The sequence below is a fragment of the Amycolatopsis dongchuanensis genome (assembly GCF_039542405.1).
Classification (GTDB): Bacteria; Actinomycetota; Actinomycetes; order Mycobacteriales; family Pseudonocardiaceae; genus Amycolatopsis_E; species Amycolatopsis_E sacchari.
Window position 1 is genome coordinate 81092 of record NZ_BAABIB010000061.1, and the last position, 20449, is coordinate 101540.

25 protein-coding genes are annotated in these 20449 nt (G+C 70.3%); 8 read left to right on the forward strand and 17 right to left on the reverse strand.

The window, feature by feature from the left end; all coding sequences use genetic code 11:
- The 3 genes from ABFX51_RS13790 to ABFX51_RS13800 all read right to left on the reverse strand — a co-directional run bounded on the left by ABFX51_RS13790 (position 1) and on the right by ABFX51_RS13800 (position 1640).
- Entirely contained in the window at positions 1–477 is a 477-nt protein-coding gene (locus ABFX51_RS13790) for an NUDIX hydrolase (RefSeq protein WP_346053894.1), read from the reverse strand.
- 93 nt (positions 478–570) lie between these two features.
- Positions 571–1140, reverse strand: coding sequence for a hypothetical protein (locus ABFX51_RS13795; protein WP_346053895.1), 570 nt, complete (start codon positions 1138–1140; stop codon positions 571–573).
- A 23-nt stretch (positions 1141–1163) separates the two neighbouring features.
- Entirely contained in the window at positions 1164–1640 is a 477-nt protein-coding gene (locus ABFX51_RS13800; RefSeq protein ID WP_346053896.1) for a hypothetical protein, read from the reverse strand.
- Between the two features lie 172 nt (positions 1641–1812).
- Between ABFX51_RS13800 and ABFX51_RS13805 the strand changes: the two genes are divergently transcribed.
- Complete coding sequence (locus ABFX51_RS13805) at positions 1813–2331, forward strand: hypothetical protein (protein ID WP_346053897.1); 519 nt, start codon at positions 1813–1815, stop codon at positions 2329–2331.
- Here ABFX51_RS13805 and ABFX51_RS13810 read toward each other — a convergent pair.
- The 7 genes from ABFX51_RS13810 to ABFX51_RS13840 form a co-directional block, all read right to left on the reverse strand.
- Positions 2301–3056, reverse strand: a complete 756-nt coding sequence (locus ABFX51_RS13810; protein ID WP_346053898.1) for a DUF2637 domain-containing protein — start codon at positions 3054–3056, stop codon at positions 2301–2303. The genes ABFX51_RS13805 and ABFX51_RS13810 overlap by 31 nt on opposite strands.
- Entirely contained in the window at positions 3053–3253 is a 201-nt protein-coding gene (locus tag ABFX51_RS13815; RefSeq protein WP_346053899.1) for a hypothetical protein, read from the reverse strand. Before ABFX51_RS13815 ends, ABFX51_RS13810 begins: the two co-directional genes overlap by 4 nt.
- A gap of 556 nt (positions 3254–3809) precedes the next feature.
- Positions 3810–4373 (reverse strand): riboflavin biosynthesis intermediates N-glycosidase, encoded by a 564-nt coding sequence (gene ybiA / locus ABFX51_RS13820; protein ID WP_346053900.1) that lies wholly within the window; start codon positions 4371–4373, stop codon positions 3810–3812.
- Between the two features lie 30 nt (positions 4374–4403).
- Complete coding sequence (locus ABFX51_RS13825; RefSeq protein ID WP_346053901.1) at positions 4404–5759, reverse strand: serine hydrolase domain-containing protein; 1356 nt, start codon at positions 5757–5759, stop codon at positions 4404–4406.
- Positions 5756–6769 (reverse strand): NADPH:quinone reductase, encoded by a 1014-nt coding sequence (locus ABFX51_RS13830; RefSeq protein ID WP_346053902.1) that lies wholly within the window; start codon positions 6767–6769, stop codon positions 5756–5758. The genes ABFX51_RS13825 and ABFX51_RS13830 overlap by 4 nt, the downstream gene beginning before the upstream one ends.
- Positions 6766–7314 (reverse strand): TetR/AcrR family transcriptional regulator, encoded by a 549-nt coding sequence (locus tag ABFX51_RS13835; protein WP_091508116.1) that lies wholly within the window; start codon positions 7312–7314, stop codon positions 6766–6768. Before ABFX51_RS13835 ends, ABFX51_RS13830 begins: the two co-directional genes overlap by 4 nt.
- A 73-nt stretch (positions 7315–7387) precedes the next feature.
- On the reverse strand, positions 7388–8512 hold the full coding sequence (locus ABFX51_RS13840) for a S1 family peptidase (RefSeq protein ID WP_143249866.1): 1125 nt from the start codon (positions 8510–8512) through the stop codon (positions 7388–7390).
- Between the two features lie 157 nt (positions 8513–8669).
- Between ABFX51_RS13840 and ABFX51_RS13845 the strand changes: the two genes are divergently transcribed.
- Positions 8670–9101, forward strand: coding sequence for a hypothetical protein (locus ABFX51_RS13845; protein ID WP_245783080.1), 432 nt, complete (start codon positions 8670–8672; stop codon positions 9099–9101).
- A gap of 210 nt (positions 9102–9311) precedes the next feature.
- Positions 9312–10130, forward strand: a complete 819-nt coding sequence (locus tag ABFX51_RS13850) for a TROVE domain-containing protein (protein ID WP_245783079.1) — start codon at positions 9312–9314, stop codon at positions 10128–10130.
- A 16-nt stretch (positions 10131–10146) separates the two neighbouring features.
- Here the strand turns inward: ABFX51_RS13850 and ABFX51_RS13855 are convergent, their stop codons facing one another.
- A complete protein-coding gene (locus ABFX51_RS13855; protein ID WP_091508111.1) occupies positions 10147–10350 on the reverse strand; it encodes a nucleoside/nucleotide kinase family protein in 204 nt (67 codons plus the stop codon).
- Positions 10351–10474: 124 nt separating this feature from the next.
- On the opposite strand from ABFX51_RS13855, the gene ABFX51_RS13860 reads away from it, so the two are divergent.
- Together ABFX51_RS13860 and ABFX51_RS13865 are read left to right on the forward strand one after the other, a co-directional pair.
- A complete protein-coding gene (locus ABFX51_RS13860; protein ID WP_091508108.1) occupies positions 10475–10777 on the forward strand; it encodes a hypothetical protein in 303 nt (100 codons plus the stop codon).
- 32 nt (positions 10778–10809) lie between these two features.
- Positions 10810–11082: a PASTA domain-containing protein gene (locus tag ABFX51_RS13865; protein WP_143249865.1), complete on the forward strand. Its 273-nt coding sequence runs from the start codon at positions 10810–10812 to the stop codon at positions 11080–11082.
- 23 nt (positions 11083–11105) lie between these two features.
- Here the strand turns inward: ABFX51_RS13865 and ABFX51_RS13870 are convergent, their stop codons facing one another.
- Together ABFX51_RS13870 and ABFX51_RS13875 are read right to left on the reverse strand one after the other, a co-directional pair.
- On the reverse strand, positions 11106–11378 hold the full coding sequence (locus tag ABFX51_RS13870) for a DUF6295 family protein (protein ID WP_091508106.1): 273 nt from the start codon (positions 11376–11378) through the stop codon (positions 11106–11108).
- A gap of 11 nt (positions 11379–11389) precedes the next feature.
- Positions 11390–12130 carry a dienelactone hydrolase family protein gene (locus tag ABFX51_RS13875; RefSeq protein WP_091508103.1) on the reverse strand — a complete coding sequence of 247 codons (741 nt, stop codon included), beginning with the start codon at positions 12128–12130 and terminating at the stop codon, positions 11390–11392.
- A gap of 353 nt (positions 12131–12483) precedes the next feature.
- Between ABFX51_RS13875 and ABFX51_RS13880 the strand changes: the two genes are divergently transcribed.
- The gene (locus ABFX51_RS13880) at positions 12484–12768 is read left to right on the forward strand and encodes a DUF3040 domain-containing protein (RefSeq protein WP_091508101.1); all 285 of its coding nucleotides are present in this window, start codon (positions 12484–12486) and stop codon (positions 12766–12768) included.
- A 7-nt stretch (positions 12769–12775) separates the two neighbouring features.
- Here the strand turns inward: ABFX51_RS13880 and ABFX51_RS13885 are convergent, their stop codons facing one another.
- The 4 genes from ABFX51_RS13885 to ABFX51_RS13900 all read right to left on the reverse strand — a co-directional run bounded on the left by ABFX51_RS13885 (position 12776) and on the right by ABFX51_RS13900 (position 18205).
- The gene (locus tag ABFX51_RS13885; RefSeq protein ID WP_143249864.1) at positions 12776–14299 is read right to left on the reverse strand and encodes a RyR domain-containing protein; all 1524 of its coding nucleotides are present in this window, start codon (positions 14297–14299) and stop codon (positions 12776–12778) included.
- A 164-nt stretch (positions 14300–14463) separates the two neighbouring features.
- Positions 14464–17064: an ATP-dependent chaperone ClpB gene (gene clpB / locus ABFX51_RS13890; protein WP_091508096.1), complete on the reverse strand. Its 2601-nt coding sequence runs from the start codon at positions 17062–17064 to the stop codon at positions 14464–14466.
- 69 nt (positions 17065–17133) lie between these two features.
- Positions 17134–17697 (reverse strand): dihydrofolate reductase family protein, encoded by a 564-nt coding sequence (locus ABFX51_RS13895; protein WP_091508094.1) that lies wholly within the window; start codon positions 17695–17697, stop codon positions 17134–17136.
- Between the two features lie 52 nt (positions 17698–17749).
- Complete coding sequence (locus tag ABFX51_RS13900; RefSeq protein ID WP_091508091.1) at positions 17750–18205, reverse strand: MarR family winged helix-turn-helix transcriptional regulator; 456 nt, start codon at positions 18203–18205, stop codon at positions 17750–17752.
- A gap of 333 nt (positions 18206–18538) precedes the next feature.
- Between ABFX51_RS13900 and ABFX51_RS13905 the strand changes: the two genes are divergently transcribed.
- Together ABFX51_RS13905 and ABFX51_RS13910 are read left to right on the forward strand one after the other, a co-directional pair.
- On the forward strand, positions 18539–19711 hold the full coding sequence (locus tag ABFX51_RS13905; protein ID WP_177228724.1) for a globin domain-containing protein: 1173 nt from the start codon (positions 18539–18541) through the stop codon (positions 19709–19711).
- Positions 19712–19718: 7 nt separating this feature from the next.
- On the forward strand, positions 19719–20414 hold the full coding sequence (locus ABFX51_RS13910; protein WP_091508409.1) for a dienelactone hydrolase family protein: 696 nt from the start codon (positions 19719–19721) through the stop codon (positions 20412–20414).
- Positions 20415–20449 lie beyond the last annotated feature (35 nt).

Here is a 20449-nt window from a genome sequence, read left to right on the forward strand (position 1 = left end):
TCAGGCGGCTGCCCCCGCCTCGACCAGCAGAGCCTCCCGGTTGGACAGGATGAACTCCTTCAACGCGGTCGGCTTCAAGTCGATCGACGCGAGATCGTCTCCTCGAAGGTCAACCCGGTCCAGGTCATACCCGCCGCGCGACGGGTCGTTGAACTCCGGGCCGCTCCGGGCCGACTCGTCCAGGCTGGCCAGCCGCGCCACGAAGAAGTGCTGCACAGCGACCCCACCCTCCGACGGCGAGCTGAACAGGAAGACCTGCGAGGCATCCGTGGCCTTCGCGCCTAGTTCCTCCGCCAGCTCCCGGTAGAGAGCCGCCTCCACCGAGGCGTCAGTGTCCTCGACACCGCCACCGGGCGCGGTCCAGTACGGCGCCTGCCCCGGCTTCGTCCGCTTAATCAACACCAACCGACCGAGATCGTCGATCAAGATCGCCCGTGCTGCACGCCGTCCCACTGCCACCGTCAACTGATCCGTCACATGCCAAGCTTACGGCCCGCCGATTCGGCACAACCACGGCAGTCGCTTGATCGACGACGGTCCGTCACAGCCGGAAGAAACGGCGGTTCCCGGCTACCTGCTGCGGTACGGCCTGTAGGGCAGCACGCGCGGTTCGCGGGGCGGCGTGACGAGGTTGTCGCCGGGCCAGAAGGGGCCTTCCGCGGCGAACCGCCGCACATGGCCGGTCAGCTCGTCCAGGTGCTGTTGCCGCTCGACCGGGCCGGCCTGGGAGCGGGAGCCGTCCGGGTGGTGCAGCTCGTGCACGGTGGTCGGGCCACCGCCCACCAGGACGGCGGTGAGTTGCGGCAGGCCCATCGGCATCGCGTCGCAGCCCTGGTGGCGGGCGATGTGCACCACCGCGTCAACGACCTGTTCCCAGTCGGCGACCTGCGGCCATAGCTGTCCGCCGTCCAGCTCGAAGGTCAACGTGGACAGCGGCACCACCCCGCCCGGTGTGCGGCCGGGGAACTCGGTGAGGCACCGGTACATCCGGCCGCCGTCTGGCTGCGGCACGGCCGGGTGCAGCAAGGTCAGGGCGTGCACGATCGTGGCGTTGATCGGCACCGGGTGCTGCGGGGACTGGTACGGCTCGTGTAGGGCGAGCAGGTACACGTCCTGGACCGTCACATGATCCCTTTCCATCGCGGCTGAGGTTGGGTGGGCCATCAGGCGTAGGGCTCTACGGAGATGTTGTAGACATGCCCGCGCCAGGACCGATCCACGGGCAAGGCGCGGACGGCGTACTGGTAGGTGGGCAGGCCCAGCTCGTTGGCACGGGCGATCAGCGCGCGGACATCGCCCAAGGTCAGCACGCGAGCGGAGAGCCGACGACCCCAACGGCGCCATTCCACCTCGGGGCCGGTGGGCTTCTGCGTGACGCTCGTGCGTTTCTCCGTGTCGCTGGGGCTGGCCTCGCCCGAGTTCGCGGGCGGGGAGGCGGGCGAATCGTCGCTCGCGGTGTCGCGGGCGTCTTCGACCACGGTCTCTAGGCGTTTCACCTTGCCGTCCCAGCCGGCAAAGCAACGGACGGGCGTGGTGTCGGGGAAGTGCAACGCCGTGGCGCTGTCTACGAACTCGCTCAGTTCGTGGAAGTGGAAGATGGTCCGGTCGGGCCGCCTGGCCTGCGTCACGTTGTGCGTCACGACCACCACGATAGGCATTCGCCCGGACACGGCACGTGGCCCCTGTGTGGATCACCCGACTGGCCGAGCCGGGGTGCGGTCGGCCGCGTCGCGACGCTGACATGATCGGCCCACGGGAGCTTGGCGATGAGTGAAAGGGTGTGGGGGTGTGGCCTTGTCCATGCTTGACCGGATGCGGGCGACAGTACGCAGCATCGGGCGTGATCCCGACCTGGTAGCCCGGCACATCGAGTCCGAGGGCTGGCCGGACGAGGTGCGCGGTCACCTGGAAATCGCGGGCCTGCTCAGCCTGCTCTACCGGGAAACCGGGCGGCTGCTGGCCTTGGCCACCGACATCCCGGAGACCCCCGACTGCGGGTACATCGCGATGCCCGGCACGATCGAACTCCCTGGCGAGGACGCCCGCGCGGCGGCGCGGTGGGAACTGCGCTGGGCTGAAGACCGGCTGTCGGACGTTGCCTTCGACGGCGCCAACGACCAGTGGTTGACCGGGTTCGCCGCCGCCGAACAGGCCGTCGTCGCGGCGAACCAGATCCTCAAGCTGATCAGCGGCGACACAATCCCGGCGCACGCCGATCCCCGCTCACCCGCATGGGACGACGCCGCCCGCGCATTCAAACTCGCCCAACAGATGCTCAACGAGGCGCGAGCGGGCCGAACTCACACCACCACCCCCTCCGACGAGGAGTAGGCCGGTTCCAGCCGCGCCGGTCGTTCGCCACGGCCGCGTGGGTCGCCGAGGGCGGGTGGCAGGTGCCCAACCTGCCGCCAGCGCCGCAGCACCTTGCGGCCGTAGTTGTTCGTGCCCGCGATCCGGTCCAGTTCCGCGCCGGTCGGCGTGCGGCCCTTGGCCCGCTCGGTCACGTAGTAGGCCCACATCCGCTGCTCGGCGGTCGGCTCGGCCGGCCGAGCCTCGTCCGGGACCACCGCGAGACGCACCACCGCCCCGGTCTCGTCGCCGATCTCGCCCGTCTCGGCGGTCTCGGTGCTGGTCTCGTTCGTGGTCTCGGCGCGGTGCCGCTTGAGCGCGCGATTAAGCAACTCGACCGCCAGCAGCAGTCCTAGCGGCGGGCACGCCGCCACCGCCACGGCGAACACGCTCAACTCCGGAGCCGCCGCCACGTTCGCGCACAGCGAAAGGCAGATCCCGAACACGAAGGACACCCAGGCCGCCCACCGGCCACCGGCGCGGCGGCCGTGGCCGGTGGTCTTCCACAGCTCGACTGTGGCCGTGGTCAGGATGCCGTCCACGATCAACGGCCAGATCGCCGCCGTGGCCTCGTCGGCACCAAACCGCAAGGCGAACTCGCGGCCGTGCCGGTAGGAGGCATACGCCGCGCCAAGCGCCACCAGTGCGGTACAAGCGCACTGCACCCACAGCGCGCGGTCCTTCCGAGCGGTTGCCGTGGCGCTCACCGCAGCACACCTCCCGCCGCGCGTCGTACGTCGTCCGGGCAGCAGCCGAGGCAGGCGAACACCTGCGAACCGGTCACCGACCGGCCCACCGGCACATGCGGAACCCGGACGCGGAGGTAGTCAGCTCCGCACCTCACGCAGGCCAGCCCGTCGGCTTGCGGCGCGGTCAGCCCGATGATGATTGCTTCGCCGCTCATCGGGAACCACCCGCTGTAAGACGTCGGGTGCCCACCGGGCGGATCGTGATCTCAGGGCCTTCGACCAAGATCGTTTGGTTCGTATGCTGAAGCGTTAGGCCCACTCTCCCCTTCGAGACAACTGGCTGCGACGGTGGTCGCATGGGCATCTCTGGAGCGCACGTCATCATCTACAGCCACGACGCGGAAGCTGACCGATCGTTTTTCCGTGAGGTCCTCGACTACCCGCATGTCGACGCCGGCGGCGGCTGGCTGATCTTCAAGCTTCCGCCCGGTGAGGTCGCCGTGCACCCCGCCGAGGCCGACGCTTCTCACGAGCTGTACCTGATGTGCGACGATCTGGACGTGACGATCAGCGAACTGGCCGCCAAGGCGTCACGTGCGCGGAGGTCACCGAAGCCCGATGGGGGCGCCTGGGCCGGATCCCGCTACCCGGTGGCAGTCAAGTGGGCCTCTACGAACCCCGGCATCCCCGCGCCACCGACCTGTGATTGCGGATTCGCGGGGCCGAGATCGTCACCCGTGCCGCCAGGGTGCTTGTCCGGCGGGAGCGTGATCACGTCAGCCCGGCGAGCGCGTTTCGGGCTTCGGCCAGGGCGAAGCCCAGCAGGTTCAGGCCTTGCCACTGTTCGGGGTCGTTGGCTCGCGGGTCGTCCTGGGTCAGTCCGATGCCCCAGACGGAATCGCGCGGACTGGCCTCCACCAGCACCCGCTCGCCGGTTCCGACCAGGAAACGGCGCAGTTCGGGGTGCTGGCTGAACTTGGCGATGGAGCCCTCGACCACGATGTCGTAGCGGCAGGCCTCCCACTCGTGCTCGTCGAAGCCGCGCACACCTCGGCCCAACTGCTTGGCCCGGTGAGGATGAGGCGCCTGCAAGATCTGCTCCGCACTGGCCGGATCGGCGAACAGCATCGCCTTGCGCCACATCATGTAGTGCTCGGCTGTCGGGAACGTCTTGCCGTCGACGGTGAACGGGGCCGGCCACCACTGGCTGAGACATCCCCGCCCGATGCTGCCGTCACGTTCAGGCTGATGACCCCAGAAGTGGAGGAACTTCACGCGTCGGCCCTGGTGGATCTGTTCGACCAGCTCAGCGATACGGCCCCGGCTTGTGGACATGAACGACAGTCTCGCACGCTTCCTCTTCCCTTACACAGCCCCAACTTCACGCGGCATGCCCAGCCTCGCCAACGGCTGCGGCGCCACCAGAGGCGACTGCCACACCGCCTCGAAGGTGGCATCCCCCGGATCCAACGTCACACGCATCCGGTGCGGGGTGTCCAGGAAGATCACGTCCACCTGGAGCACCTCCCCGGACCACGCGTACGCCGTGGCGTGGGTACCGCTCGTCGTCCAACTGCCCGGCGTGCCCAGCGACGCCGTGACCGGTGGGCCGTCGTCGAGCAGGGTGATCGCGTCCTCGCTCAGGTCGACCGCTTGCAGGAACTCCTTGCCGCGTCTGGGCGAATACCTTCCGGTGGGGATCGGACCGGCCGTGCCCGGCGGGACCGGCAGGGACGGAGACAGCGTCGGCCACGGCCCCGCCGGGCCGCGCTCCGCCATCAACGCCGGGAGCAGGTGCGTCCACACCTCGTCCAGCACCGCCTGCATGTTCGGGCTCTGGGCGGTCATCGCCACCACCGCGTCGGCCTCGGGGAGCACCAGCGCGAACTGCCCGTGTGCGCCCGCGGCGCGGTAGCCGTGCCTGCTGACCCAGAACTGGAAGCCGTAACCCTGCCGCCAGTCCGGGTCGGGACCGTCGGTTTTCACCTGTGCCCGCGTGGCTTCCGCGATCCACTCGGCTGGCAGCAACCGCTTTCCCCGCCAGACGCCGTCGTCCAGGTACAGCTGGCCGAGCTTGGCGATGGCCTCGGTCGTGGTGTGCAGTCCAAAATGCGCGGCTTCGACACCGTTCTCGTCACGCGCCCAGCCGTGGACGTCGATCGCCAGCGGCTCGTACAGCCGGGGCGTCAGGAACTCCGTCAGCGAGCTGCCACTGACCTTGCGCACGATCGCGGCGAGGGCACTCGTGCAGGGCTGGTTGTAGGCGAAGAACGTGCCCGGCTCGAACTCGGGCGGCAACCGGAGCAGGCCGAGCACCGGATCACCGTTGCCGGCCCGAAGCGCCTGCGCCTCCCGCTCGTCCGCGTGCCCGCTGGCCATCGCCGCCACGTGCCGGACCAATGTGGACCGCGACCGCGGGTCGGTCACCAGGCTGTCCCAGCCGGGGAAGTAGGACAGCACGGTGGCGTCCAGGTCCACCAGGCCCTCCGCCACCGCGAAGCCGAGGGCCGTCGAGACGAAGCTCTTGCTCAGCGAATACAGCAACCGCGGCGAATCGCGGTGGTACGGCTGCCACCAGCGCTCGGCCACGACGTGCCCGTGTCGCACCACCATCAGGCTGTGCAGCTCGACATCCGGCAGCGGAGCCAGAGCATCGAGGAACGCGTCGATCCCGCGCATGTCGACGCCCTGCTCGGCCGGTGTGCTCCGGGGAAGGCTCACGGGAGGTCCACCAGGACTTTGCCGACGGCACCGCTTTCGACGGCCCGGTGCGCGTCCGCCGCGCGGTCGAGCGGGAAGCGCAGCAGGGGCAGACCGTGGTCCTCGCCGACGGGCAGGGCACCGTCGGCGACGGCCGCGGTGACGTCCTCGATGGCGGCGTTGAGCACCTCCGGTCCGGCTGTGTAGAGCACCAGGAACTGGAAGCGGGTGTTCAGCACCATCGTGCGGCGTACGTCGAGTTCGACCGGGACACCGCCTTGGTTGGCGTAGACGGAAAGCGTGCCGCGGAAGCGGAGCACCGACAGGTCGAGTTCCAGGTTCGCGCCGAGCGCGACCTCGGCGATGACGTCCACCCCATCGGGCGCGATCTCGCGGATCGCGGCGGCGTCGCTTTCGCGGTAGTTGACGACGTGGTGGGCGCCCGCGGCGGCGGCCAAGCGGGCCTTCCCGGGGCTGCTGACGGTGCTGATCACGGTCGCGCCCGCCCAGCGCGCGAGCTGGATCACGGCGTGTCCGACCGCGCCGGCCCCGCCCGCGGCGAGCACGACCTTGTCCTTGAGCGCACCGGGCGCCAGCCGGCGCGGCCCGTCCTCGGCGACGGTGAGCGCGCGGTGCGCGGTGAGGGCGGGGACCCCAAGCGCGGCGCCGACGTCGAACCCGGCGTCGTCGGGCAGCGGCACGGCCCGCTCGGCGGGCACGACGGTGTACTCGGCAGCGGTGCCCGCAGGCCGTCCGGCAGCGGCCATGAACAACCACACCCGCTGGCCCACACGCCCCGGATCGACGCCCTCGCCGACGGCGTCGATCGTGCCCGCACCGTCGTGGTGCGGGGTGATCTCCGGGAAGTTCTTGGCGTGCCCCATTCCCGCGCGGGCCTGCACATCGGTCGGGTTCACGCCGGACACGGCGACCCGGACGCGGACCTCACCGGGGCCGGGCGCGGGCACATCGCGCTCGACGAGTTCGAGGACTTCGGGGCCGCCGTTGTCGCGGTAGACGATGGTCTTCACAGTTCTCCTTCACCTGGCAGGGCAATGCGGAGCAGTTCAGCGAGGTAGAGCGCCAGCACCCGGTGCGCGATGGGCGCGGCCTTTTCCCGCGCCTCGGCAGGCTCGTGGCCTTCGGCTTTGACCAGCCACGACGCCACGCAGTCACGCACCATCGCGCGCAGCCGGTCGATCATGTCCACGACGATTGCGCCGATGGCGGGGTTGGTCGTCGCCTCGCCCCAGATCTGCACCCCGAACCTGGCCTCGACCGGATCGATGACCGAGGTCATGCGGGCGAGGAGTTCGTCGGGGTCTGGCGGGTTGTCGTCCCGGGCGTACTCGCCGAGCACCTCCGCGCGCTGGGCCAGCGTCGCGCGGGCCGTGGCCTGCACGATTTCGGCCTTGTTGCGGAAGTGCGCGTAGATCGACCCGGTGGACAGCCCGGACTCGGCCGTGATGTCCGTGATCGACGTCCGCTCCAAACCGTTGCGACCGAAGCACCGCACCGCCGCCTCGGTGATCTGCGCACGTCGGAGCTCCTTGCGCGCATCGGTGAGCCGGGGCATCACACCTCCCACAAAAAGAACCGCTGTTCTGCTTGTCTCGATACTAGCAGAACAGTGGTTCTTTTTGTGGGGCTTACCGCGGGTCGGACACCAGTTCCACGACGCCACCGCGGGTCTGCGCGACCAGCACGCACAACAGGCTGTGGGAGGCGAGATCCGCGTTCAGGGCGAGCGTGGGCGTCAGGGGAGCGCCCTTGATCGGCACGTAGGTGACGAAGCCGGTGGAGTCGACCAGCCCCTCATCCCAGGTGTACGTCACCGAGTCGGGGGCGCGGCCGGCCCACCCGGCCGCTTGGCAGGTCAGCGTGGAGCCGGGCGCCTTCGTGCCGGTGATGGCGGGTTCGCCGGTCGGCCTCGGCGCGAGCACCGGATGCCGCTGGGTGAGGAACGAACGCAGTTTGGCGGCCTCGGCGAAGCCACCGGGAGCGTCCTGCCCGCACTGCTTGCTCCGCACTTCGCCACCGAAGCTGGTCAGCCCGACCAGTGCCGGGCCTTCGTCCCCGTATTCGACCAGGGGACCGCCGCTGTCGCCCGCACAGATGGTCGTCCCCGCGGCCTGCGCACACACCACCGAGGCGGCGTCGACCACCCCGGCGAGTTGCTCGTCGCAGCTCGCGTGGTCCAGGACGCTCATCCTGCCGACGTTGAGCGCATCACCGTAGGAACTCGACGGGTTCTGCGGGTCGTAGGGCCCGGTCTGACCGTGGCCGAAGACGGCGACCGGCGTGCCTGGCGCGGGGGTGTGCCGGGCGACCGGCAGTACCGGCACGCCCCGGACCGGCCGCGCCAGCTCGATGATGGCGGCGTCATCGGCCGCTGCCGAGCCGGCGAAGTCGCCCGGGCTGCCGGGCGGGGAGATCAACCGGTAGCCGGGGTGCGTGGTGAACCCCTTCATGGGCACGATGCGCCCGGGGTCGGTGGACAGCGTGCCGCCGCCGACGTGCACCTCCAGGTTGGTCGGATCGGTGTGGTCGAGGCAGTGCGCCGCCGTGGCGATCCGGTCGGGCGCGATCAGCACACCGCCGCACAATTCCCGCTGGACCAGCGGCGCGGTGCCCTTCCTGGCGATCGTCGCCATCCAGGGCGCGGTCGCCGGATCGGACACCGGCTGTCCACCGGACACCGCGAACGCCGGTGTCACGGCCGACATGGCCAGGGCGAGTGCGGTCGCGCAGACCGCCAAAGTTCTTGCTGGCAAGGGAAACCTCCTGTGAGGGGGACGTTTCCCGAAGCTAGGGGCCCGGCCACGGCGACCGCGACAACCGACGGGATGATCAACCCCTGTACGAAAGTGGTAGGACGCATCGGAGGTCGGGTGTTGCCGGGCACCGGAAAATCCGGTTGAACCGCCGCGGGTGGTTTCTCTACATTGGTCCAGCCGCGGCCCGCTGAACCGGTGCGCAGGTGAGGGTTACTTCTGGCGCCTGGCCGGTGAAGACGCCTTCTACGAGTCCGCTCGAGAACGCGACAACCGGTTCACCGCTCTGGTCCGGGAAACGACCCTCGACGATCCAGAGTGGACAGTTCGGTTCCTGCGCTGGCTGCGGTCCGAGGCGAACTTCCGCACCGCCGCACTCGTCGGTGCGGCAGAGTTCGCCCACGCGCGACTGTCCGTGGGTGCGCACGTGCTCTCCCGTTCCGTCGTGTCGTCGGTGCTGCAGCGCGCGGACGAACCCGGTGAGCTGCTCGGCTACTGGTTCGCCGCACACGGTCGCGCGATCCCGAAGCCCGTCAAGCGGGGGATCGCGGACGCCGTGAGCGTTTGTACACCGAGCGCGCCTACCTGAAGTGGGACTCCGCGGCGCGGGCGATCCGGTTCGCGGACGTCCTGGAACTGGTGCACCCCAAGGCAGGCACCGCTTGGCAGGCCGACCTGTTTCCAGCACATCCTCGACGCCCGCCGCGACCGCGGGAGCGACCTCCCCACGTCGCTGGGCACGCTCACCGCTCGCCGGCGCCTCACGTCACTGCCCGCCGGGCAGCGGCGGGTGGCCCCGGTGGCGCTGGCGGAGGCGGGCATGACGTGGGAGTCGGTCGCGGGCTGGCTGCAGGGGCCGATCACGGCTGCCGCGTGGGAGGCGCTCGTCCCGTCCATGGGCTACATGGCGAAGCTGCGGAACCTGCGCAACTTCGACGAGGCCGGGATCAGCGACGAGGTCGCCACCCGGGTGGCGGCCGAGCTGTCGGACCCCGAAGCCGTGCGGACGAGCCGCCAGCTGCCGTTGCGGTTCCTGTCGGCCTACCGCACCGCCGCGCACGACCGCTGGAAGGGCCCGCTCGAGCAGGCGTTGCAGCACTCCCTGCGCGGCGTGCCACGGCTCTCGGGGCGGACGCTGATCCTGATCGACACGAGCGGCAGCATGACGAGCCGGTTCTCCCGGGACGGCACGCTCCGCCGGTGGAACGCGGCGAGGATGTTCGGTCTCGCGCTGGCACAGGCGTGCGACCGGGCCGACGTCGTCTCCTACTCGCACGACAGCAAGGTCTTTTCCCTGCGGCGCGGGGAAAACCTGCTGCGGGCGGTGGACCGGTGGCAGTCGTCGGGGTACTTCCTCAACGGCGGCACGTACACCACTGCCGCCGTGGAACGGCACTACCGGCGGCACGACCGGATCGTCGTCCTGACCGACGAGCAGGCGGCCGACGGCCCGGTCCAGGCGGGAGTTCCGATGTACACGTGGAACCTGGCCGGGTACCGCTACGGGCACGCGCCCAGCGGCACCGGGCGGAGCCACACGTTCGCCGGGCTCAACGACGCGTCCTTCGGGATGATCGCGTTGCTCGAGGCCGGTCGGAACGCGAACTGGCCCTTCTGACGGCCGGTGCCGCCCCTCACCCCGGGGGCGGCACCGGCGTCGTCGTGTCGACGATCAGGTCCGCCCGTGCCCGGGTGCCGTCCGTGGCGAAGAAGGAGTCCTCATGCCGCTGCCACCGCAACCACAGGTCACGGTGGTCCTCGCCGTCGCGGGCGATTCCCCTCGCCAGCCCTTGGGCGCGCGGCGCTTCGACCCACACCCGGTAGGCCGCCTCGATCACCGGTGCGCCCGCCGCCTCCGCCAGCGCCCGGCCGAACGTGCTCCTGCCCGCGCCGCGCCGTGCCGGGTCATGGCATCAGTGAAACTCATTCGCCCCACTACCGCCGCTCGGTCATGATCTGTGCATGGAAACGACAGGGCCCCGCTGCTCCTTCTGCGAGCGGGTCCAGGACGACGAGGAGGGCTGGTTCGACGTCGACGTGCGCGTCGACGAAGGGGAGTACTACCTCTGGTTCTGCTCGCAGGAACACGCGGGCGAGTGGTTCCGGCGGCCGCTGCCCGAGCCGGACGAGGGCACGGTGATCCAGGCCAAACCCGGCGAGGAGGTGGTCGGCTGGCTCATCTTCGCCACGATCGTCCTGCTCGTGCTCGGGTTGCTCGGCATCGGGCTGTGGACCGTGATCAGGTGGTTGTTCTTCGACAGCTGATGTTCCGGCCCCGGGAGCCCTACACTCGACCCATGCGGGGACAGCGCCCGGTGACCGAGGTACCCGACGTGGTGGGGTTGGGCGCCCAGGACGCCTGTGACATCGTGCGCCGCGCGGGGCTCGTCCCGCGCGGGCCCGAGGGCGAGCCCGAGCCCGCCTCCGGGATCGTCGTCGCGCAGGCGCCGATCGCCACCGCGGGCGCCCAGGAGGGCGACGAGGTCGTGCTCTGGACGCAGCTCGGGCCCGGCAAGGGCACCGAGTCCGCCCCGACGCCCCCGACCGAGTCCGCGCTGCTACCCGCTTGACCACTGTGGACAGTCCACAGTGGTCACTGATTCACGGACGCCAGGCCCTTCGGCGCCGAAGCGATCGCACGCTGGATCGCGTCCACGAGTGCCAGTGCGGCTTCCTCCGTCAGCTCCACCGGAACGCGTGCCGACGGGCCCTCGCCCGGGTTGATGAAGTCGATGTTCACCGTGTGCCCGAACGGCGCGTGCACCGGGTGGTCCACGTAAACCGTCGCGTGCGACAGGGAAAACCAGCCGCCCGCGGCCTTCCCGCTGCCGGTGACCTCGATCTTTTCCGTCTGGTACGTGCACATGGGAGATCCCCTCACGCCGAAAGGTGCTTGCCGAAGAAGTCGAAGACGCGCCGCCAGCCCGCCGTCGCCGCTTCAGGGCGGTAGCTGGGCCGGTCCACGGCGAAGAACGCGTGCCCCGCGCCCTCGTACGTGTGGAACTCGTGCTCCTTGCCCAGCCGTTCGAGCTCGGCCGACAGCTTCGCGACCTCCTCGGGGCCGGGGAACTTGTCCTCCGCGCCGAACAGGCCCAGCAGCGGGCACGACAGCTGCGGCGCGAGACCGAGCAGGGGCTTCATGTTCGCCAGCTCGGGGGGCGGCTCGTTGACGACGAAGGCGCCGTAGCAGTCGACGGCCGCGTCGATCTCCAGGCTGCACGCCGACAGGAACGTCTGCCGCCCACCGGAGCAGTACCCGATCACGCCGATCTTCCCGTTCGCGCCGTCCAGCGCCTTCAGGTACCGGGCGGCGCCGTCGACGTCGCCGACGAGGCGGTCGTCGGGCACCCCGCCCGCGGCGCGCACGGCCGCCGCGGCGTCGTCGGGATCCGCGCCCGGTGCCTCACGCGAGTACAGGTTCGGGCACAGCGCGTTGTACCCGTGCGCGGCGAACTTGCGCACGATTTCCTTGGTGGCCGCGTCGTACCCGGGCATGTGGTGGATCACCACCACGCCGCCACGCGGCTTTTCGTCGAGAGGCCTGGCCAGGTAGGCCTCGATCTCGTCACCGCCGTCCCCGGTGATCGTGATCGTCTCGGCCCGCATCGCATCGGTCATGCGATCAGCCTGGCACGATCACCGCCCCGGCGACGCCGGGTCTGGGGTCATTCGCCCTGCTCGGCACCTTTTTCCGGTTCGCCGGCCTCGCCGAGGAGCTTCTCGAGGTCGAACTCCGCGGTCAGTTCCGCGAAGATCGGCGTGGTCTCTTCCTGGCGCACGCTCATGTCGCTTACCTCCCTCTCCTGCCCGCGGGCGCAGTCCCCCACTGCGAACTCCCACGAGTGTTAACGGCAGGTTATGTTACCTACTCACCGTGAGCAACAGGACGACAGCTGAAAAAAGTTCACTCCGAACGTCGCGCTGACAAAGCACCGTGAGCGGGATCATAATGGGGGTGAAGGCGGTGCGGCATGGCACTTCACGGCGAAGAGCAACGGCGGCTGACGGAGATCGAGCGGCAGCTGGCCGAGGAGAACCCGCGCCTCGCGCAGCGGCTGGCCGAACTGCGGCCGATGCGGGTGCCGAGCGTGGTACTCGCGGCGCTGGGCGCCCTCTGCTCGATGGTGGCGGGCTTGTTCATCCTGGTCGCGGGCGCGCAGGCGCAGTCGGGCTTCCTGCTCGTCCTCGGCACCGTCCTCACCAGCGGGGTGCCCACCGCCGTCCTCTGGCGGATGTGGCTGCACCGGCTCCGCTGAGCCGCACCTACCGCCGCTCGATGCGGTAGCCGGCGTCGGCCAGGATCTCCGGCAGCGCCAGCACGACGTTGCGGTCCTTCTGCCGCTCCGCCTCGCCGAGCTCCTCCCACGGCCGCAGGTCCGGGTGCAGTTTCCGCTGGTTGTCGCGCTCCGCGCCGTACCGCCAGCCGTCCGCGCGGCGCTCGGCGACCCACCGCTCGTGCTCGGCGACCGCGAGCCGCTCGACCTCGTCCGGGGTGAAGGCGAAGGGCACCGCCTCCAGGCTCGGCACGAGCCGGCAGCCCACGAGTTCCAGCTTGCGCTCGATGTCACCCGCTGAGGCGCGGTTGGCGTCACGGAGCGTGTCCGGCAGGTCGTCCCAGTCGACGAGCGACGGGTTGACGCGCTCGTCCTGCCCCAGCGCCCGCTGGTCCCGCACGTAGCGCCGGTGCACGGCCCGCGCCAGCGAATCGGTGATCCGCTCGGATAGGTACACGCTCGCCATGTCCAGCACTCCCACGAATCGCAGCCGGTCCTCCTGACCGTGCTGCACCATCATCTCACCGACGCCGGCCAGTTCCGCCATCCGGACGATCACGGTGCCCCGCGTCGCGTCGACGGTGGCCGCGGCGTTGAGGCCGTCCCGAAGCGCACGTTCCTCGTCATCGTGGCAGACGAAGACCAGATGCACACCTGGTTCCGGCTGGTAGACGGGTACCACGGTGACGCGGCAGTGCACTGCGAAGAACGGGTGACGTGCGCGCAGCTCGGCGACGACGGCCTCGCCATCGGGATCGACGACCGTCACCTCCACCGGACGCTGCCGGGCGCGCCGCGCCAGCTCCAGCAGCAGCGCGCGGCCGAAGGCGCTCAGGCCGCTCACCACGAGCCGTTCCCCGTCCGGCTGCTCGGCCGCGATCACCTGCTTGGCGGCCACCCCGTCGAGGGAGAAGAAGTCCACCGACAGGCCTTCGCGCCAGCCGCGGTCGCGCAGCGCTTCGCCGAGTTCGGGATCCGACACGTGCGCGTAGATCTCCAGCGACGCCCGCGTCCGGCGCTCGACCTGGCTGGCCGCGAGCACGGTCGCGATGTTCGCGGCGGTCTCGTCGGCGCAGGCGTACAGCCGCGACGCACGCGGAAGGCCCGCGGCGACGAGCGGGGCCGGGCTGCGTGCGCTCTCCACGCGGATGACCCGGTGCTCGGCGGAAAGGTGCGTGGCGAGCGTCCTCGCCGCCGGTGAGTTCCCGCACACAATGATGTGCCGCGCCCGCCGCCGGGCCCGCAACCGCGCGATCTCCGAGGCGAACAGCAGCCGCGCGGCCTCGACCACGGCGTAGCCGGTGACCGCCGGGGTCAGGAACCGGCTCACCTCCAGCGGCCACGGGTACGGCCCGCCGTTGGACACCGGCGCCGAGTTGATGACGAACAGCTGCAGGTCGTAGTACAGGAGGTCCAGCGGGCGGTGCGCGTACTGGGTGCTGTGCGCGAGGTGCTCGGCGAGCCCGAGGTAGCCCAGCACCAGCGAAACCACGGCGAGCACGGCGAACGACACGCGGACGAGCACCGCGGGGCGCGAGGTCAGTGCGGTAACGGCGGCCTCCGGCGGTCGATCAGGGCTCGGGCCATTCTGGACGACCGGTGCCGCTCCAGTCGATACCCGGACACGAAAACGGCCGCCTCCGGAAGAACTCCGGAGGCGGCCGTGAACAGGCGCCTTTACGCCTTCGTCACCGTCAGCGCGTCACCGGCTTCCAGGTCCGGGATGTCGACCCGGACCCTGTCGCCGTCGCGGATCTCGCCCGCCAGCAGCTTCTTCGCCAGCTGGTCGCCGATCGCCGACTGGACGAGCCGCCGCAGCGGCCGCGCGCCGTAGATCGGGTCGAACCCGTTGAGCGCCAGCCACTCCTTCGCGCCCGGCGTCACGTCCAGCGTCAGCCGCCGCTGCGCGAGGCGCTGCGCCAGCCGCTCGATCTGGATGTCCACAATGGACGTCAGCTGCTCGGTGTCGAGCGAGTGGAACACCACGATGTCGTCCAGCCGGTTGAGGAACTCCGGCTTGAAGTGCCGCTGCACCACCGCGAGCACCGCGTCCCGGCGCTGCCGCTCGTCCATGGCCGCGTCGGCGATCGCCTGCGAGCCGAGGTTCGACGTCAGCACCAGGATGGTGTTGCGGAAGTCGACCGTGCGGCCCTGGCCGTCGGTCAGCCTGCCGTCGTCGAGGACCTGCAGCAGCACGTCGAACACGTCCGGGTGCGCCTTCTCGACCTCGTCCAGCAGCACCACCGAGTACGGCCGCCGCCGGACGGCCTCGGTCAGCTGGCCGCCCTGGTCGTAGCCGACGTAGCCGGGAGGCGCACCGACGAGGCGGGCCACCGAGTGCTTCTCGGAGTACTCACTCATGTCGATCCGCGTCATCGCGCGCTCGTCGTCGAACAGGAACTCCGCCAGCGCCTTGGCCAGCTCGGTCTTGCCGACACCGGTCGGGCCGAGGAACAGGAAGGACCCGGTGGGCCGGTCGGGGTCGGCGACCCCGGCCCGCGTGCGGCGGACGGCGTCGGCGACCGCGGTGACGGCCTCGCGCTGCCCGACGACGCGCCTGCCCAGCTCCTCCTCCATCCGCAGCAGCTTGCCGGTCTCACCCTCCAGCAGCCGCCCGGCGGGGATGCCGGTCCAGGCGGAGACCACGTCGGCGACGTCGTCCGCGCCGACCTCCTCCTTGAGCATCACGTCCGCGCCCGAGGAGCTCGACGCCGTGCTCTGCTGCGCGGCCTCCAGCTCCTTCTCCAGTGACGGGATGCGGCCGTAGCGCAGCTCGGCGGCACGGCCGAGGTCGGCGTCGCGCTCGGCGCGGTCCGCCTCGCCCCGCAGCTGCTCCAGCTGCTCCTTCAGCTCGCGGACCTTCTCGATCGAGCCCTTTTCGTTCTGCCAGCGCGCGGTCAACGCTGACAGCTCCTCGCGCTTCTCGGCCAGCTCGGCACGCAGCGCCTCCAGCCGCTCCTTCGAGGCGATGTCCTCTTCCTTGGCCAGCGCCATCTCCTCGATCTCCAGGCGGCGCACCGCCCGCTCGACCTCGTCGATCTCGACGGGCCGGGAGTCGATCTCCATGCGCAGCCGGGACGCGGCCTCGTCGACGAGGTCGATCGCCTTGTCCGGCAGGAAACGCGCGGTGATGTAGCGGTCGGACAGCGTCGCGGCCGACACCAGCGCGGCGTCGGTGATGCGGACACCGTGGTGCACCTCGTAGCGCTCCTTGAGGCCACGCAGGATGCCGATGGTGTCCTCCACGGACGGCTCGCCGACCAGCACCTGCTGGAAACGCCGCTCCAGCGCCGCGTCCTTCTCGATGTGCTGCCGGTACTCGTCGAGCGTGGTGGCACCGACCATGCGCAGCTCACCGCGGGCCAGCATCGGCTTGATCATGTTGCCCGCGTCCATCGCGCCCTCGCCGGTCGCGCCCGCGCCGACGATCGTGTGCAGCTCGTCGATGAACGTGATGACCTGGCCCGCCGAGTCGGTGATCTCCTTGAGGACGGCCTTCAACCGCTCCTCGAACTCACCGCGGTACTTCGCGCCGGCGACCATCGAACCGAGGTCCAGCGCGACGACCCGCTTGCCCCGCAAGGACTCCGGCACGTCGCCCGCGACGATCCGCTGGGCGAGCCCCTCGACGATCGCCGTCTTGCCGACGCCCGGCTCACCGATCAGGACCGGGTTGTTCTTCGTGCGCCGAGACAGCACCTGCACGACGCGGCGGATTTCGGTGTCACGCCCGATCACCGGGTCCAGCTCGCCCTTGCGGGCGCGCTCGGTCAGGTCGACGCCGTACTTCTCCAGCGCCTTGAACGTGCCCTCCGGGTCGGGGCTCGTGATGCGCGCGGAGCCGCGGACCTTGGTGAAGGCCTCACGCAGCGCCTCCGGGGTCGCGCCGTGGCGCTTCAGCAGGTCGGCGACCTGGCCCCCTTCGGCGGCGAGGCCGACCAGCAGGTGCTCGGTCGAGACGTACTCGTCACCCAGCTCGGTGGCGAGCTTCTGCGCGTGCGTCAGCGACTTCAGCGCGGGGGTGTCGAACTGCGGGGTGGACACCGTCGCACCGGTCGCCGAAGGCAGTGCGCCGGTGATCGGCTCCAGGTCGTTGCGGACCTGCGCCAGGTCGGCGCCCACCGCGGTCAGCAGCGGGCCCGCGATGCCGTCGCTCTGGGCCAGCAGCGCGCCCAGCAGGTGCGCCGGGGCGATGCTCGGGTTGCCCGCCACGGTCGCCGCCTGCGCCGCCGACGAGATCGCCTGCTGGGTCTTCGTCGTCGGGTTGAAAGCGTCCATCCCCACACTCCATGTCGAAAGCCTGTGTTCTCGCCAGGTACAACGTCAGAAAAGTTGAGCGTGTTCCGCTCAAGTCTGACGAGTTCGGTAGCAGAGGTAGACGACCCCGTTCGCGAAGCGCCGCTCGTCGGCCAGCTCGAGGTCCAGGCGCGTCCCGGCGGGCAGGTACGGCTTGCCGCCGCCCACGACCACGGGGTTGAGGAACAGGTGGTACTCGTCGACCAGCCCGGCCCGGATGGCGGGCGCGGCGAGCTCCGGGCCGCCGATCGAGAGGTCGCGGTCCGAGCGCTCCTTCAGCTCGCGGACCGCGCCGGGGTCGAACTCCCGCTCGACGCGGGTCCGCGCCGTGCGGGGCCGCTCCAGCGTGCGCGAGTAGACGATCTTGTCCGCCGCCTGCCAGATCTCCGCGTAGTCGCGCAGGGACGGAGACTGCCCGGGGATCGACGGGTCCGTCTCCCACGGCGACATGGTCTCGTACATCCGCCTGCCGTAGAGGTACGTGCCGATGGACCGTTCGAGGTCGTTGACGAACGCGTGCACCTCGTCGTCGGGCACGCTCCAGTCGAACTTCCCGTCGGCGTCGGCGGTGTACAGGTCGAGCGAAGCCAGTCCGCCGTAGACCAGTTTTGCCATGCTCCCGATCCTGCCCGCCGCACGCACCGGGCGGTACGGGGAAAAACCCTGATCAGCGTTCCCCGACGGCCTTGCGCAGCGCGTCGTTCATCGCGGCGAGGCGCTCGCTCAGCGCGACGACCTCCTCCTCGCTCCAGTCCGCGAGCGCGGTGCGGAAGAACTCCAGGTGCTTCTCCCGCCAGCGCTTCAGCTCCGTCATGCCCTGCTCGGACAGGCTCACCAGCGCCGCGCGGCCGTCCTCGGGCGCCGGGCGGCGCTCGACCAGTCCGGCGGCGACCAGCTGCGCGATCTGCCTGCTGATCACCGAGACGTCGACCATCTTGCGCTTGGCCAGCTCCGAGGGCCGCGATTCGCCGTGCAGCGCGAGGTCGCCGAGCAGCATCGCCGCCGCGGGGTGCAGTCCCGGCTGGTCGCGCTGCCACGAGGCGGTCCCCCACGCGTGCTGCAGCTGCCCCGCCATCCGCAGCTGCTGCAGCAGTTCGATCCCGGCCTGCTCGCTCAGGCTCATGCCGCCTCCTGATTGGTTGTCACATACAACTATACGAGGCGTAGTCGGTCGCGGACACCACCGGGAACGTGAGCCGGACCACTTCTGGCTGACGGCTTTTACCACCCAGACGGAGCAACAACGGGAGCATTCAGCCCAGAAGCGGTTACTCTACGACTTAATCGTGTCCCACTTTCCAGATTACCCCTGACCGAATGGGGTGGAATATTCGTGAGCAGTTCACGCAGTGACGCCCCCGGTAACCTGGACCTGCGCTGCACACCCCTGCTATTGCGCGTTCGTGAATAATCGAGTCCGATCACCAGCGCGCCCCCCCGGAGCACTTCGAAACCGATGACCGCCGAGCCCGTGAGTCCCGTCCCCCGGTCCGTGTACCGGGAGGCGCCCCCAGCCGTCACCGCGATGGTGCGGCTCATCCAGGATTCCTGGGCGAAGGCGGAGCCGTACTTACCCGAGGTGACGCAGTTCTTCTACGGGATGCTCTTCACCATCGCGCCGGCGACCCGGGACTTCTTCCCCATCAACATGGAGGTCCAGCGCAACCGCATGGTGCGGGCGCTCGTGCACGTCGTGCAGATGGTGGACCAGCCCGACGACCTCGTGCCGTTCCTGCGCCAGCTGGGCCGCGACCACCGCAAGTTCGGCGTGATCCCCCGCCACTACGAGGCCATCGGCACGGCGCTGCTCGCCGCGATGCGCGCGCAGCTGGGCCCCGACTGGACGCCGGAGGTCGAGCGGGCGTGGGCCGAGGCGTTCACGATCATCGCCCGGCAGATGCAGGAGGCCGCGGCCGCCGACACCAACCCGCCGAGCTGGTCCGCCACCGTCGCCGAGCACCGGCGGCTCAGCTGGGACCTCGCGATGGTGCGGGTCGAGCCGGAGGAGCCCATCCCGTACCGGCCAGGGCAGTACCTGAGCGTCGAGGTGCCGCAGCGGCCGCGCCTGTGGCGGTACCTGTCCCCGGCGAACGCGCCCCGCGAGGACGGCTCGCTGGAGTTCCACGTCCGCGCCGTGGACGGCGGCTGGGTCTCGCGGGCGATCGTCAGCCACACGCAGAAGGGCGACGTCTGGCGGTTCGGGCCGCCGCTGGGGCGGCTCTACGTCGACCGCGAGTCCGGCCGCGACGTACTGATGATCGCGGGCGGCACCGGGGTCGCGCCGCTGCAGGCGATGCTCGACGACCTCCAGCAGTGGGGCGACAACCCGCGGGTCCGGCTGTTCTACGGCGGCCGCACGCGGGACGACCTGTACGCGCTGGAGGGGCTGCGGATGCTGGCCTCGTGCAACCCCTGGCTCACGGTCACGCCCGTGATCGAGCGCGGGCCGGGGCTCTCGGGCTGCGAGCAGGGCACGCTCGCGGACGTCGTGACGCGCCACGGCGCCTGGCCGGGGCACGACGTGCTCGTGTCGGGTTCCCCGGGGATGATCAGGGCCACCGTGTCGCGGATGCTCGTCGCGGGCACGGCGCTCGACCAGATCAGGTACGACCCGTTCACGATCGATTGAGGTGCACATGATCCCCGTTGCGGACGGCACGATCGACGGTTATCTCGCGCTCCCGCAACGAGAGGTGTCGGGCGAACCGCCGTGGCCGGGGGTGGTGGTGATCCACGACGTGGCCGGGCTGACCGAGGACGCCCGCAACATCACCGACCGGTTCGCCACCGCGGGTTACGTCGCCCTGAGCGTGGACCTGTACTCGCGCGGCGGGTTCTTCCGTTGCGTCAAAACGGTTTTCAAGGATCTGACCGCCGGGCGCGGACGTGCCTTCGACGACATCTCCGCCGCCCGCGAGCTGCTCGCCGGCCGCGAGGACTGCAGCGGGAAGGTCGGCGTCGTCGGGTTCTGCATGGGCGGCGGGTTCGCGCTCGTCGCCGCGACGCAGGGGTTCGACGCCTCGGCGCCGTACTACGGGCAGCTGCCCAAGGATCTGTCCATTCTGGACGAAGCGTGCCCCGTCGTCGCGAGCTTCGGCAAGCGGGACCCGGGGCTCAAGGGTGCCGCGGCGAAGCTCGAGAACGAACTGACCGAGCGCGGGATCCCGCACGACGTCAAGGAATACCCCGAAGCCGGGCACAGCTTCGCCAACCAGGCCCACCTCGGCCCGCTCAACGTGCTGATGCGGATCGCGGGGGTGGGCTACCACCGGGAGTCCAGCGAGGACGCCTGGCGGCGCGTGCTCGCGTTCTTCGCCCAGCACCTGCGATGAACGAAGGGGGCGGAGAAAACCCCGCCCCCTTCCGG